This is a genomic window from Rhizobium sp. BK456 (assembly GCF_014194045.1).
In the GTDB taxonomy this organism is placed as follows: Bacteria; Pseudomonadota; Alphaproteobacteria; order Rhizobiales; family Rhizobiaceae; genus Rhizobium; species Rhizobium redzepovicii.
The window spans coordinates 1-13862 of sequence record NZ_JACIAO010000010.1 but is presented as its reverse complement, the minus strand read 5'-3'; the positions used below and the strand labels follow the sequence as shown (position 1 = coordinate 13862).

The following is a 13862-nucleotide window of genomic DNA, read 5'->3' as shown; positions in this document are numbered from 1 at the left end:
CGGCTTTAGCCGATGTTCACAGCCTTGCCGGTCGCGACGGATTCCTCGATCGCCGCCAGGATCTTTGTGTTTGCCAGACCGTCCTGCGCATCTGCCAGCAGCGGAGCGTCTCGCACGACGCTATCGACAAAGCGGGCAATGGATTCCAAGACAAAACCGCCGATCCGTGTCGCGCCGGTTGGTGTTATGCCGATGTAGTCATTGTATTTCAGTCCGCCGTCGACGATCTTGCGCAGGCCGCCATTATGGGTGGGGTCCGCCTGGACCTGGCCCTTTTCACCAACGAACTCGATCTTGAAATCAACAAGCGAAGGATTGTCACGCGACAGGATCCAGCTGTTCTCCATGGTCACGACCGTGCCCTTGGAAAATTCAAGCACCGACACATGGAAGTCTTTCGTATCCACGCCGGCGGCAAATAGGGTACCCGAGCGGGCAACCGAATAAACACGCACGACTTCGTCTGCGAGAATGAAACGTAGGACATCGACGAGGTGGCTGCCCAGGAACCAGAGTGCCGAAGACTTTGCAGCCCAGCTCAGCATTTCGAGCGGAACGAATGTCGTATTCGAAAGACGCGCGGTCCCGTGTTTGGCCAAGCCGATCTGACCGTTTTGGATCATGTCACGAACCTGGGCGAGGATCGGATTCACACGGTTGTGGAAATCAATCATCAGCTTGCCCTTGGACTTAGCGGCAGCCGCAGCGATTTCCTCGGCTTCACGCACCGTCGTCGCAAGCGGCTTTTCGCTCAACACGTGTTTATCGGCTTTCAGAGCCGCTAGAATGATCGGCGTGTGGGTAAAGTCAGGCGTTGCGACCGAGATGGCGTCGATCTGATCGCTTGAGATCAGCTTCTGGTAGTCGGTGAAGGCCTGCATTGCGCTGTAGCTTTCCTTCATCTTCAGCGCCCGGCCCTCATCAAGATCGCAGACGCCGACCAGATCGGTCTCCGGCAAGACATTAAAGGTATGGGCATGATTGCCGCCCCAGAGACCGGCGCCGATGACGCCCATTCGCAGTCTATTCATTTCATTACTCCATTCATAAAGGAAAGCTCAGCCCTTCACCGAACCAAAGGTGAGGCCTCGTACGACGTATCGATCGAAAACAAGGAAGATGATCATCGGAGGTATCATCGCGAGCACTGCGGCGGCGGCGATGTAGTTCCAGGTCACTCCGCTCGTTGCGAAATACCCAAGTGTTCCGATCGGAAGGGTGGCGGTCGAGCGTGAGCTCAGCACCAGCGGAAAAGCGGCGTTGTTCCACGCGAACACGAAGGCGAACATCGAGGTAACAATGATCCCAGGACGAACGATCGGTAGCGTGATCCGCAACATGATCGTGTACCAACGGGCGCCGTCCACCCGGGCAGCTTCCTCCAGTTCCACTGGCACCTCATCGATAAAGCTCTTCATCAACCAGACGGAAAACGGGATCGTCAGCGTCTGTAGGACCAGGATCATCGAAAAGTAGGAACCCTGGAGGCCAATGCGCGTGATGAGGATGAAATATGGGATCAGAAACGCGACCGGCGGGGCCATCAACAGCCCGAGATACCACAACATGATGTTCTTCTTGCCGCGGAGCTTGAAACGGGACAACGCGTAGGCTGCGGGAACCGAAAAAGGCAGATTGAGTAGCACAGCACCGATCGCGACGATGAGGCTGTTGACCAGTTGCGGCGCGTTGGTGCCAGGATCGACGAGGATGTGCCGGAATGCGTCGAGATTGGGCTCGAATGTGAGTTGCGGCGGCATGGTGAACGCCGTCTCGGCCGGCCGGATCGCAAGGGCGATGAACCACAGGATCGGACCGACGAAGATTGCCAGGAAGAGGAGGCCGGCGGCGTAGGTGAGTGCCGTGTTGAAGCTCGTGTGTCGGCGCGACATTTTACCACTCCTCGTTTCGGAACGCGAAGAAGACGTACAGTGCAACGATGACGTTGACGATCAGCACGGTGATCCAGGTCATGGCACTGACCAGTCCGATGTTGAAGTTCACAAGGCCCTGTTCGTAGAGTGAGTATCCAAGGGTGCGTGTAGACGTGCCCGGTCCGCCGCGCGTGAGCACAAGCACCGTGTCGAAGGTGTTGAAGATCTGCATGAAGCGCAGCATGACGATAATGATTGCGGTGCGTTTGATCAGCGGTAGCTTGATCCGCATCAGGATCGTCCATGCAGACGCGCGATCCAGGCGTGCGGCCTCCAAAATCTCGTCCGGCACGGCCAAAAGGCTCGCATAGAGAACGATTGCAAAGAACGGTGTCCACTGCCAGATGTCGACGAAGAGGATCGCCGCGAGTGCTGTCGATGGCGAGCCAAGAATTCCTTCTGCGGGAACGGGGAGCCAGAGCGACTGCAACACCCAGCTCAACAGGCCACCGCCGGGATCATAGAGGTAGCGGAACAAAAAGCCGACGACGATGGGCGCGATCGTTGTTGGCAGGATCAGCAGGGCCCGCACGATGTTCATGCCAGGCAGTGCCTTGAGCAGAATGAGCGCGATCGCCAGGCCAAACGTGAACTCAAGTGCCGTGCCAAGGATCGACAGGATCAGGGTATTGGTGAGCGCGGCGCGAAAGTCGAAAGCGTTGAAGGCCTGCACATAATTCTCGAACCCAATGAACTGGAGCGGCTCCGGGCCGATTTGCAGGTTCCAGAAATAGAAGCTCGATCTTAGGGCAAACAGCAAGGGGTAGGCGATCAGAGCGAGCAGCATCACCACCGAAGGCGCAATCAGCAAGTAGGGCAGGTTTCGTCGGATAAAGCTCTTCCGGGCGGGCCCGAGGGCTCGCGGAGAGCAAACAGTAGTCGTGTGCATTGCCAGATCCAGTTCTTCTTCACTTGGCTGCCGGCGCGATCGCTCTCGCGCCGGCCCGAGGAGAACTCTAATTAGTTCTTGGCGATCAGGGCTTTGGCCCCATCAAGAGTATCTGTGTAGCTATCCTTCTGATAAGGGATCATGAGATTGCCCTTCAGGATGCTCTCGAACAGGCTGTTGGCGCGCTCGAGGCCGGTCTTCGGCTCTTCGCTACCGGTCAGAAGCTGGTTCAATGTGAGACCCAACACGCTTTCGATGGCTGTGTAACCAGGGACAGGCGGGCGTGTGATCTTGCCGTTGCCCTGCTTCATCATCGCATACTGCACATCGAGGTAAGGATAGATCGCCTTGACTTCCTCGTCTTGATAGAGCGAAATGCGCGCAAAGTCGGAGAACTGGTAGTTGAGGTCCGGCCAGAGGGCCATTTTCTTCTGCGTGGCTTTCGAGGTCGCCCATTTGATAAAGGCGTAGCCTGCTTCTTGCCTTTCGGAACTCGATGGAATGCCAAGGCTCCAGCCGCCGAGACTAACCGTCTGAGGCACGCCCTCGGCCTTCGGCAAGGCCGCCGTTACGTACTTATCCATGATGTCCGACTTTTTGCCGGTCATGTAGCCCGAGTTCTTGATTAGATAGAAGTACGGGGTCCACCAGTAGAACATGCCGATATCGCCCTTGGCGAAACGGGTGCCGGCATCGAACCAAACATAGTTGATCGCTTCAGGCGGAGACAACTTGTAGAGCTGCCTATAGACTTCGACAGACTTGATCCAGGCGGGGCTCGTCAGTTGCGGGGAGAAATCCCACGGAGCGGCCGGGAAAGATTTGAACCAATTCGCGCCGTGGCTTGCCGACACCTGCGTAAACATGTGGACGATCGGCGACGGCTGGGAACCGCAAACGACGGTTGGAAAGAGCGGCTTACCGGCGAATGATTTGCCTTCCATCGACTTCAGTGTGTCGATGTATTTCGTCCAGGTCCAGTCTTCCGATGTCTCGGTCGGCGGCGCTGCAATGCCGAGTTCGTCAAAGACGTCCTTGCGATACATGACCCCCTGCGCATAGGCGGCAACCGGCAGTGTGCCAACTTGGCCGCGCCACATATTCGAGGAGTAAAGGACCTCGGGGATGAAGTCGGAGAGGTCGAATTCGCTGTCCTTGGCAATAAAATCGTTCAGCGAGATGATCCAGCCGTTGTCGAGATATTGCCCGAGCCACATCTGGTCGACGACGATGACATCGGCGTCGGAGGTCTTGGCGACAAAGGCAGACACGAGGCGCGATTGAAGGGCGTCATAGGAGAGACTCTCCAGTTCGACTTTGATGCCGGTTTCCTTCTCGTATTCTGGCACCAGCGCCTTCATTGAGAAAAAAAATGGGTCTTCAACGGACAGGACGCGCACGGTGTTCGCATCCTGCGCGGCACCCCTCCGTGGAATGGCCAATGATCCCGCGCCAGCCACAAGAGCTGCGACGGAAGCGCTTTTCAGCAGGTCACGTCGCGACATATTTCCGATATCGATTGTCATAAACAGCCTCCTCAGTTGCTTCGTATCCCAACCCCGGCCCTTCAGCGCAGCCCCTGGGCTTCCGCTTGTCGATACTGAGATTGTTACCCCTAATGTGCTTTTTGTAAGCGGTTAGTTTGTACCTCGCACAAACTTATGATAGTGTCAAGAAGTTGGCGCGGCGAAAATTCCGGCGCGGTACTGCGGTTGTCATCGAGGTCCTGCTTGCATCACCGGAAAGGGCCTTATGTTGTATGGCCGTTCGATAATGTACGGGCTAAAAGGATCCGGTAGATTGGAGAAGAGAATTGAAGTTTGAGAGCCAGCCGTCCTATTCGTTGGGCCAGCGCACCCCTGCCAGCAGAGAAGTCGCCGTCGGCGAGAACGGCGGTAACGTGACACTTGTCTCCCAATCGGCGCTTGGAGCGATAAACCGCGGTCGCGTCCTTCAAGCCTTATATGACAACGGACCCAAAAGCCGGGCAGATCTCGCTCGACTTGCAGGTGTCAACCGGACCACGATAACCGGTATTGTGCAGCCGATGATCGAAGACCAGCTTCTTATTGAGGGAGATGCGTCGCCTTCCGACGTCAAAGGCGGCAAGCCGGCTCGTCCGCTTTATTTTAACCCCGATGCACCGATGCTTGGCGCGGTCCTCCTTCTGCCCGGCACGATACAAACATGCCTCGTGGCGTTAACCGGTGAGATCAAGGCCGTTGCGAAAGCTGAATTTGATACGCATGGCGACACAGAAGCATTCATCGCGGTCATGACGGAGACGCTTACTGCCACACTGTCTCAGGCCCAGCAGGCGCCGTTTGGCATTGGCGTGGCCTCTGCTGGAATGATCGACAGTGACAATGGAACCATTCTCACCGTCAATCTTGCTCCCGTTCTAACGGGACTTCCCCTCGTAGCAATACTACAAGAACGCTTCTCTCTTCCGGTTGCCATCGATCACCACCCCCGTGCCTTGCTTGTTGGGGACAGATGGTTCGGACCCGGTCGCGGTCAACAAAATTTCGCAGCGGTCTATACTGGCGAGGTTCTCGGCGGCGCCTTCTTCATCGACGGCAAGGTCTATCGTGGACTCGCCGGATCCGGCGGCGAGCTCGGGCACACCGTGGTGCAGATCGATGGTGCCCCTTGCAACTGCGGAAAGCACGGCTGCTGGGAGACGGTCGCTGCTCTTCCGTGGTTACGAAAGGAAGCCGCCCGAATGGGCTTGCCGCATCCCAAGAGCATCACCTGTGCCAGGCTTGTCAAGGAAGCAGACGAAGGCTCGAATGCGGCAGAGGAGCTTCTCGTCCGTTACACACGGAACGTGGCTTTCGGCATCGTCAATCTGCAGCAAACACTCTCCCTCAACTCCTACGTCCTTCATGGAGACGTCGCCGGAGGCGGAATGAAGGCAGCAGAGCTGATCAGGCAGCATGTAGAGCAGCTAGTGGTGAAGAGACCTGGTCAGGAGATATCGATCACGGTGAATGGTATCGGCGAAGGCCATACGGCTCTGCGCGGCGCCGCCGGTTTGGTTTTATCCAGCCACCTCAAGCTGGTCATTTGAGGCTTTGTAGCGACACCGATATGCAACGAAGGGGCTTGCGGACCTGTTGTGTCGATTCGCGCCGGGCAAGGCCTGTCCGGTAGGCTTCTTAAAGAGACTCAGGCGCGCTATCGAATTTTCTAAGGTCGGGATTTGGGCTTGCGACCGTTAAGGTAAGGACTGCCATCGTCTGCGACGGCGGCGGAAAAGAGAGAGGCAAAGAACGGAATGCAGGCCGCCCCGATCGCGCCGGCGCGAGGGCCAAGTCGAGAGGCCTCAACTGCGGCAGCCTCCAAGCCGCGCGACGGGCCAAGGATTGGCTGACTGGAAATTGCGCGTACCAGCCTGTCTGTCACTAGTTCTGGCAGCCGTCCCCCAAGGACAATCAGCGCGGGGTCGAACATCGCCGTAGCTACACGCACCGTCTCGCTGAGCTGCTTTCCGGCGCGTTCAATCCAGATTTCTAACGCCGCTTCGGCGCTATCTGGTAACCGATCGAGGTCGATGAAGTCGTGGATGGCGAAGCCGGCACTGTTGAGGGTGGCAAAAAGGTCTTGGCCGGATGGGCGCGGCTGGTCGTACGGGTAGAGAACTCCGGGCAGGCAGGCGTTTCCATTGACACCGCGGTACGGCCGCCCGTCGATAACCGCCCCTCCCCCGACACCGTGTCCGATGTGAATGAAGAACATCGGATCAGGCTGCGGGATGCGTCCGCCGAACACATACTCTCCGAGCGATGCAGCTGTTCCATCATTCTCGATGTAATAGGGCGCTTCGAAAGTCGCTTTAAAAGCTTGGTCCGCCTCACCATCATCGAAAGCCGGGAAGAAGCTGTGGGCCTTGAGGATGTGCGACATCGTGCCGAAATTGCCGGGCACCGAGCAGCCGACCCCGAGAAGGCGATCTTTAGGCGTGCCAAGATCGGTCAGCATCGCTGCGATAGCAGCCTGCGCCGCCTCTGCCACAGACAAAGCTGTGCTGGTCTCGATGTCTACAGATCGGGAGGTAAGAATCTTACCCGCTAGATCAGCAATTGCTACCTCCATTCGGGAGACCGAGAATGTTATTCCCGCGGAAAGATATCGGTCAGCCCGCAAGCTCAGCAAGCGCCGAGGCTGGCCTTGGGCGCCGGTCCGCTCGACCACCTCGATCAGAAGTCCGATCTCAATTAAGCGACCTATCAGCCGAGTGACAGAAGCACCTGTCATGCCGGACCGTTCCGCTAGGTCGACCCGCGCAATCTGCTTGCCTACGAAAATCAGTTCGACCAGTCGTCGTTCGTTCCGTGAAAGGTCCATTGGTTCCAAGAGTGTCAAATTGTCAGCAGCCAAACAGCTATTGCAATATATATTAAATTACGCAATGTAATTAATCTGTCATGAGGATCCTTTAAGAAAGCCAAACCGGAATGACCGCCAAAATGAAATGGGAGAACACCATGCACCAGATCAAACGATTGTTGAGCCTCGCCGCCGTGCTGATCGCGATCGCCTCTCCGGCCTTGGCAAAGAGTCTCGTCGTTTATTCACCTCAGGGGGAAGAGAACGTTCAATGGATAATCGACCAGGCTAAAGCCGCCGGTCACGACGTGCAGTTTCTGCGCGCACCCGGAGGAGAACTTTTTGATCGGCTGGTCGCCGAGAAGAACAACCCCCAGGCCGACGTCGTACTTGGCATGGTCGACGCGTCTATGGCTCTGCTCAAAAAGAATGGCCTGTTCCAGCCATACACACCAGCCTGGGCGGCGGACCTGCCTGCGCACTACAAGGACAAGGAAGGCATTGTCTACAAATTCTGGAGCACACCGGTCGTCATCGCCTATGAGTCTGACAAGCTTGCCGCTGAGCGGGCGCCGAAAAGCTGGCTGGACCTGACAAGGGGCGAATACAAAGGCAAATACGTCATCGGCAACACCGCCTGGCAGACGACAAGGGTCTATCTTGCCGGCATCTTGGCCCGGTTCCTCGACGACAAGGGCGAAGTCACTCAGGCTGGATGGGATTTTCTTGGCGCATTCTATGCGAACGCGATCGTTGTCGATGACGCCGATGCGCGCAAGGAAGCCTTCAAATCGGGCGGTGCGATCATCAATCTGAACTGGTTCGGCGGCGTCATCAAGGACGCCAAGGAGCTCGGCATGCAAGTCAAGGTCATTGACCCGGAAGGTGGCACGCCCGTCATCTCTGAAGGCGTGGCGATCATGGCGGGAACCGATCAGCTGGAGCAGGCAAAGGCATTCGTCGACTGGTTCGGCTCTGCCGATGTCATGGCCGGCTACGCCAAGAAATTCGGTCAGGTTCCGGTGCTGCCGGCGGCGTTGGCCAAATCACCGCCAGAGGTGCAGGCGAATGCGAAACTAGTCAAGGCGCAGCCGATCGATTGGGATGCCGTCGCGCCCAAACTGGACGGCTGGTTGCAGAAGATCGAGCTAGAAATCCGGTGAGGATGTAGGGCCGGGCGACGCAGATCGCCAGGCTTCTCAGGAGTATGTTTATGCCGACCCCGATCCTCATCATCGATAAACTGCATATTGGCTATGGCGACAAGGTTGTCATCAGCGACCTCTCGCTTGAGATTCACGAAGGCGAGTTCGTTGCTCTGCTCGGGGCTTCCGGCAGCGGCAAATCCAGCGTCCTAAGGACCCTGGCTGGCTTTCATCCGGTCATGAGCGGTCGGATTATTCTTGAAGGAAAAGATATTACCATCGAGCCTCCGGAGCGGCGCAACGTCGGCATGGTATTCCAGAACTATGCGCTGTTTCCAACGATGACGGCTTTCGAGAATATCGCCTTTGCTTTGCGTGTGGCGAAGATCCCGCAGGGCGAGATTGTCAAGCGTGTCACCCAGATCGCCGAAACATCCGGGATTACGGAGCAACTGCACAAGAAGCCCGCGACCATGTCAGGTGGGCAACAACAGCGGGTCGCGATTGCGCGCGCGCTCGTCGCGGGCTCCAAGGTGCTTTTGTTCGACGAACCATTGTCCAATCTCGACGCCAAGGTGCGAGTGACGATGCGCCGCGAGATCAAGAGGCTCCAGCAGGAATTTGGCTTCACGGCGGTCTTTGTCACGCATGATCAGGAAGATGCACTCACCATGTCCGACACGATCGTCGTGCTGGCGAACGGTGGCGTTGAACAGATCGGTGACGGACGTACTCTTTATCGAAAGCCCGCGACGCCGTTCATCTGCGAGTTTATCGGCACCGCCAACGAACTGCTCGCACCGGTTGTCGCGCAAATTCTGGGCCGCGACGTTCAGGGGCGCATCTTTGTCCGCCACGAAGATGTGTTCGTCGGGAAAGCGGTAGAAGCCGGGTTGCCGGCGACCGTCCGCCATGTGGAATTTCTTGGCGCCCACAGCCGCATCGACCTGGATGCCGGCGGACACTTAATTTCGGCCGCCAGGATGGGGCACGAGTTACCTGAAATCGGTGAGACCGTGTCCTGGACGGTCCGGCCGGGCTCGGCGCATATCTTCGAGGAAGCGGGCAGATGAACCGCGCGGCGCCCGTCGAGCGCGTAGTCTATTGGATCGGAGTGGCGGCCCTGATCTGGATCGTCATCACCTTCCTGATCCTGCCGCTAGTCGCGTCACTTCATGCGGCCTTTTTCAAGGACGGCAGCCTGGTGGTCGGCCAGATCGCAAGCGAACTTTCAAGATCACGAAGAGTGCGCGCTGCCCTTTGGAACACGCTTTGGATGACGTCAGCGACCATGGTTACGGTGACCATTGTCGGGATGTTCCAGGTCGTCGTCCTTGAATATTTTCACGTACGCGGTCGCGCACTCTTGAAAATCGCCTATGCAACGCCCCTGGTCTTCGGCGGTGTCGTTGCGGCGGCGGGCTACAACTTCACCTATGGTCCCAGCGGTGCGGTGACACATCTGGTGAAGGCCGCCGTCTCCAGCCTCCCGCAAGCCTGGTTCATTGGCTGGTTTGGCGTGCTTTTCACGCATACCTTTCTGATGACCAACTTTTACTATCTTTTTCTGCGCGCTGCGATGCGCCGCGTCGACTACGCAACAATCGAAGCTGCGCGCAGTATGGGTGCCTCGGAATATACGATCCTGTGGCGTGTGGTACTGCCCGCGATCATGCCGACGTTCCTCGCCGTCACCCTTCTCACCCTTTACACCGCAATCAGCTCTTTCGCCGCCCCTCAGGTGCTGGGCGGTCGCGATTTCCACATGCTGAGCCAGATGGTGCTGACCTTGAACAGCCTGCGCCGTCCCGACATGGCCGCCTTACTCGCGCTTATGATGGGACTATGTCTCATGGCGCTTATACTGCTGTCTCAATATTTCGAAGCGCGCGGCTCCTATGTCGGCGGCGCGAAAGCGACTGCGCCCATCCAGCTACGCAAAATTTGCAGCCCCATCGGCAATGCAGTGCTACATTTGTTTGCCTATCTTCTCGTGGCTATCTATACGGTGCCGATCGCGCTTGTCGTACTCTTCTCCTTCGCCCCTGCCGCGAGCATCGGCATCGAAGTGATCCCATCCAGCCTGACACTGAAGAACTATACCCGCGTCTTCACCGAAGGCAGCGCCTTTCTTCCGTTTTTCAACTCCATAGTGATGAGCCTTGTCGCGGTATCGGCGGCGCTCGTCGTTACACTGTTTGCCGTCCCGGTTATTCTTGGCCGCCGCAGTTGGCTGACGCGCCTTCTGGACATCACTTTCTTCCTGCCATGGGTAGTTCCTAGTATTCTGCTCGCTGTCGGGCTGATCGTCACCTTTGACTCGCCAAACCCGCTCGTTGGAAACGCAGTCCTCCTCGGCGGCTACTGGCTCCTGCCGATTGGCTACGCCATCGTCGCCTTGCCGCTGATGGTGAGGTTCCTGAGGGCCGCCTTCGTAGGAATTGATCCGGCCTATAACGAGGCCGCCCGCTCGATGGGCGCCACCGGTCTTTATCGCTATCGCCGCATCATTCTGCCGATAGTGGCGCCGACTGTAATCCTCGTCGCCGGGATGGCCTTCAACGATCTCCTGTCGGAATACCCCTTGTCGGCCTTTCTATACAACGTCAATAACAAGCCGCTGCCGATTGCAATCGTAGACAGCTCGCTGTCTGTCGATCCTGAGCAGGCGGCCCTCAACCTCGTCTACGTCAATCTGATCATGGTGTTTTCAATGGCGATCATTCTGTTGGCTGAGCGGATCGGCCTTGGCAAAGGTCCAGAAACCACAACATTGTAGAACAGGAGACTGATCCATTGGATACCTGCATCACCGTCTGGCATTGGCCGCACCAGGAGCGTTGGTACGACGAAGGCATTCGCAACTCGCTCACCCTCATTAAGGAAGCTGGCTTCACACACATCAACTGGAATCCCGACTCCGGCAGTTCGTACTGGCTGGCCGACGCCGAGATCGAGTTTACAAGCAGGATCGTGGCCGATGCTGGGCTGAAAGTGCACTCGGTTCATGCCAGCAATGGCCGCAATCCTATCACCGAGATCGGCTACAAAAACCCTGGCCCTTTCGCGATGGAGACGCGCAAGGACTTCCTGTCGCCGCATGAATGGCAGCGCCGCAGCGGAGTCGAGCTGTTGCGTAACCGTGTCGACCTGGCGGCCGCGTTCCAGTCCCCCAATATCGTTCTGCACATCGATATCAACGACAACGTCTTCGGCAGCGAAGCCGCCGAACGAGCGTTCTTCGACCCCCTTTTCCAGTCTCTCGACGAAATCAGGCCTTACTGCGTCGAAAAGGGCGTCCAGATTGCCGCGGAAACTCTCCTCTGCGCCAACGCCCAGAATTTCCTCAACCTCTATGATCGGCTGTTCGCTCGATACGGCAAGGAGTTCATCGGCGTCTGCTTCGATTGTGGTCACTGGGAACTGATCGAGCCAGGCAAGCTCAGCGTGCTTGAGCGTTTCGCGGATCGCGTCATTGCTACTCACATTCACGACAATTTCGGAGCAGTGGATGACCATCTCTTGCCATTCGACGGACGATTAGATTGGCACACGATCGCCTCGGCGATCGCCTCAACTCCTTATCAGACTCCGCTCAACTTCGAGACGCCAATTGACCGGTATGGGATACCAGAATCCGCCTACTATCGCCGCGCTCACGGTGTTGCTGTTAGGCTTGAGGAGATGGTAGCCGAGGCGCGCGAGAGGAAAAGCAGTGATGGCGAATGCGCCTGCCCTCGACAATTCTTCACTACGTCGTGACAAAGGTAGCAGCGTTGACGTTTGAACCGTTCCGCGGTCCAGATGGATGAACAGTTTAGACCAAAGAATCTGTCGGCTTCGTCGGTGTCGTCGAATGGGTCAGCAAATGGCCTTCAGGGCAGCGATAGCCATCGGTCTCGGGTTCGAAGACGAACGTCGACTTGCGCATCATGACGGGCTTGGGCGGAGTGGGATTGCGATAGCCTGTGACGCCAAGGATCTGCCGGTCTTCCAGGCCCTTGGCGATGCCCGGCGTAGCATAGCCGGCATCCAGCCCGTCCGCGCCGACATCGAAGCCGAAACGGGTCTGCTGCCGGTCGAGCCTTGAGAGATAGACGATCGAGTCGTGGACATTGGCTGGCGTGACATAAGTATCGGTGATGATGGCGAGCTTGCCGTCCATCGTGCGATGATCGAGAGAGAAGAAGCCCTTCGGCCTGCCGTCGCGCACCATATAGCCGCTGTCTGAACGCTGCGCGTAACCTTAGTCGTCGTCACCTCCGGCCGGCGTTCCTTGTCCTTCAAGGGCTTCTGGCCGTGCAGCTTGCGTTCGGCCTCGATCGCCGCATCCAGATCGGCCAAGTAGTCGGCGCGCGACTTCTCGACCATTGCAAGATCGTATTCGCCCTTGTTGGCATTGGCCTTCAGATGGGTCGAATCCGTGTAACGCCACCGTGCCGACCAGCCCGTGGCCGATCGCCTGTTCGACGATGTAATCGAAGATGTCCCGGGCAACCGATTTATCGTTGTAACCGCGGCGGTTCTGGGCTGAGCGTCGGGGCGTCGAACACTCGCAGCAATCTGACGGCGGGGAAATCCCCGCCGCTTCGATGTTATTTTGGAAAGGCCGGCTCACGCCATGGCCTTCTGCAGGTTTTGATCGATCTTGTCGAGGAAGGCGGTGGTCGAGAGCCACGGCTGGTCGGGGCCGATCAGCCGCGCCAGATCCTTGGTCATGAAACCGGATTCGACGGTGTCGACGCAGACCTTTTCGAGCGTTGCGGCGAAGCGGGCAAGCTCGGCATTGTCGTCGAGCTTGGCGCGATGCGCCAGGCCGCGCGTCCAGGCGAAGATAGAGGCGATCGAGTTCGTCGAGGTTTCCTGGCCCTTCTGATGCTGACGGTAGTGGCGGGTGACCGTGCCGTGCGCGGCTTCGGCTTCGACCGTCTTGCCGTCGGGCGTGAGCAAAACCGAGGTCATCAGGCCGAGCGAGCCGAAGCCCTGGGCAACGGTATCGGACTGGACGTCGCCGTCATAGTTCTTGCAGGCCCAGACGTAGCCGCCAGACCACTTGAGCGCCGAGGCGACCATGTCGTCGATCAGGCGGTGTTCGTAGGTGATGCCGGCTTCCTTGAACTGATCCTTGAATTCGGTCTCGTAGACTTCCTCGAAGATGTCCTTGAAGCGGCCGTCATAGGCCTTGAGGATGGTGTTCTTGGTGGACAGATAGACCGGCCACTTGCGCATCAGACCGTACATCATCGAGGCGCGGGCGAATTCGCGGATCGATTCGTCGAGGTTGTACATGGCCATGGCAACGCCGGCGCCCGGTGCGTTGAAGACTTCCTTCTCGATGACGGTGCCGTCTTCGCCGACGAACTTGATCGTCAGCTTGCCCTTGCCGGGGAACTTGAAATCGGTGGCGCGGTACTGGTCGCCGAAGGCGTGGCGGCCGACGACGATCGGCTTGGTCCAGCCGGGAACGAGGCGCGGCACGTTCTTGCAGATGATCGGCTCGCGGAAGATGACGCCGCCGAGGATGTTGCGGATCGTGCCGTTCGGGCTCTTCCACATTTCCTT

At 57.8% G+C, this 13862-nt stretch carries 11 protein-coding genes and 1 pseudogene; 5 read left to right on the top strand and 7 right to left on the bottom strand.

All coding sequences use genetic code 11. The features are described from left to right. Positions 1 to 5: 5 nt before the first annotated feature. The 4 genes from FHX03_RS25000 to FHX03_RS24985 form a co-directional block, all read right to left on the bottom strand. A complete protein-coding gene (locus FHX03_RS25000) occupies positions 6 to 1031 on the bottom strand; it encodes a Gfo/Idh/MocA family protein (RefSeq protein ID WP_127431440.1) in 1026 nt (341 codons plus the stop codon). A 27-nt stretch (positions 1032 to 1058) separates the two neighbouring features. Next, positions 1059 to 1892, bottom strand: a complete 834-nt coding sequence (locus FHX03_RS24995) for a carbohydrate ABC transporter permease (protein WP_027681768.1) — start codon at positions 1890 to 1892, stop codon at positions 1059 to 1061. A 1-nt stretch (position 1893) separates the two neighbouring features. After that, entirely contained in the window at positions 1894 to 2823 is a 930-nt protein-coding gene (locus FHX03_RS24990) for a carbohydrate ABC transporter permease (RefSeq protein WP_127431441.1), read from the bottom strand. Positions 2824 to 2894: 71 nt separating this feature from the next. After that, complete coding sequence (locus tag FHX03_RS24985; protein WP_127431442.1) at positions 2895 to 4349, bottom strand: ABC transporter substrate-binding protein; 1455 nt, start codon at positions 4347 to 4349, stop codon at positions 2895 to 2897. Positions 4350 to 4636: 287 nt separating this feature from the next. Here FHX03_RS24985 and FHX03_RS24980 point away from each other — a divergent pair, with 287 nt between their 5' ends. Then, entirely contained in the window at positions 4637 to 5896 is a 1260-nt protein-coding gene (locus tag FHX03_RS24980; RefSeq protein ID WP_127431443.1) for an ROK family transcriptional regulator, read from the top strand. Between the two features lie 119 nt (positions 5897 to 6015). On the opposite strand, the gene FHX03_RS24975 is transcribed toward FHX03_RS24980, so the two are convergent. Further along, positions 6016 to 7206, bottom strand: coding sequence for an ROK family transcriptional regulator (locus tag FHX03_RS24975; protein WP_244604858.1), 1191 nt, complete (start codon positions 7204 to 7206; stop codon positions 6016 to 6018). A 128-nt stretch (positions 7207 to 7334) separates the two neighbouring features. Here FHX03_RS24975 and FHX03_RS24970 point away from each other — a divergent pair, with 128 nt between their 5' ends. The 4 genes from FHX03_RS24970 to FHX03_RS24955 are packed head-to-tail and all read left to right on the top strand — an operon-like array spanning position 7335 to position 12062. Next, complete coding sequence (locus tag FHX03_RS24970; RefSeq protein WP_245007026.1) at positions 7335 to 8318, top strand: extracellular solute-binding protein; 984 nt, start codon at positions 7335 to 7337, stop codon at positions 8316 to 8318. Between the two features lie 50 nt (positions 8319 to 8368). After that, positions 8369 to 9373, top strand: coding sequence for an ABC transporter ATP-binding protein (locus tag FHX03_RS24965; RefSeq protein ID WP_127431445.1), 1005 nt, complete (start codon positions 8369 to 8371; stop codon positions 9371 to 9373). After that, on the top strand, positions 9370 to 11079 hold the full coding sequence (locus FHX03_RS24960; RefSeq protein WP_127431446.1) for an ABC transporter permease: 1710 nt from the start codon (positions 9370 to 9372) through the stop codon (positions 11077 to 11079). Before FHX03_RS24965 ends, FHX03_RS24960 begins: the two co-directional genes overlap by 4 nt. Positions 11080 to 11096: 17 nt before the next feature. Beyond that, entirely contained in the window at positions 11097 to 12062 is a 966-nt protein-coding gene (locus FHX03_RS24955; protein ID WP_127431447.1) for a sugar phosphate isomerase/epimerase family protein, read from the top strand. 85 nt (positions 12063 to 12147) lie between these two features. Here FHX03_RS24955 and FHX03_RS24950 read toward each other — a convergent pair. Further along, positions 12148 to 12853, bottom strand: a pseudogene (locus FHX03_RS24950) (IS5/IS1182 family transposase); the annotation flags it as partial. A gap of 61 nt (positions 12854 to 12914) precedes the next feature. After that, positions 12915 to 13862 (bottom strand): NADP-dependent isocitrate dehydrogenase (locus FHX03_RS24945; protein ID WP_183855949.1); only part of this gene is annotated, 948 nt, incomplete at its 5' end.